Source organism: Nibrella viscosa (assembly GCF_039541875.1).
In the GTDB taxonomy this organism is placed as follows: Bacteria; Bacteroidota; Bacteroidia; order Cytophagales; family Spirosomataceae; genus Nibrella; species Nibrella viscosa.
In genome coordinates this window covers 1-555 of record NZ_BAABHB010000058.1, presented here as the reverse complement: position 1 = coordinate 555, position 555 = coordinate 1, and the positions used below count along the sequence as shown (strand labels likewise).

2 protein-coding genes are annotated in these 555 nt (G+C 46.1%); both read right to left on the bottom strand.

Features of this window, described 5'->3' with window-relative positions; genetic code table 11:
• A partial coding sequence (locus tag ABD931_RS29195; RefSeq protein WP_345271664.1) for a hypothetical protein occupies positions 1-329 on the bottom strand: 329 nt, incomplete at its 3' end.
• Positions 330-347: 18 nt separating this feature from the next.
• A partial coding sequence (locus ABD931_RS29190; protein WP_345271663.1) for a hypothetical protein occupies positions 348-555 on the bottom strand: 208 nt, incomplete at its 5' end.

The window sequence follows — 555 nt, the reverse complement described above, 5'->3', positions numbered from 1 at the left end:
GGTGTTTTTCGTAACATCACATCCGTCCACTTTACCAGGTCTTTATGTGCTTTAAGATAACGATAACTTTGTTTGTTGAAGCTGAAATAGCCCAGGTGCAACTGGATATTCCTTTTCTTCTCCAGCCATTCGGGAATGTCAAAACCAATAATCTTCAGGTTCGCCGGCATGGTTTGGTAATATTCCAGTAATCCCAGCTCGGAGCTTTTATTGGTGAGTAGTGTTACATTGTGTTCTTTCAGGAGGATATCCAGCCACTTCACGGCGGTATAGGATTCCGAGCTTTCGCGGGGGTTACAGAAATACGCTGAGTAAAGAATGTTTGCCATGGTTACTGATTGTTTACACTAGATGAACTGTAATCTTTTGATAGCATCATTAGGGGCAATATCCGGTTCGCCGGTAGCTGCTTCACTTCGCTGTACAGGAACAGCCCTGCCTGTCACGTTGTACAACACACCCAGGCAAGCCCCGGCTGTCAGTAGTAATACCGATCGGAAACTGAGCTCTTCCATCTGTCCTGAGAAGTGGATCATCAGGAGCAGGCAAACAGCC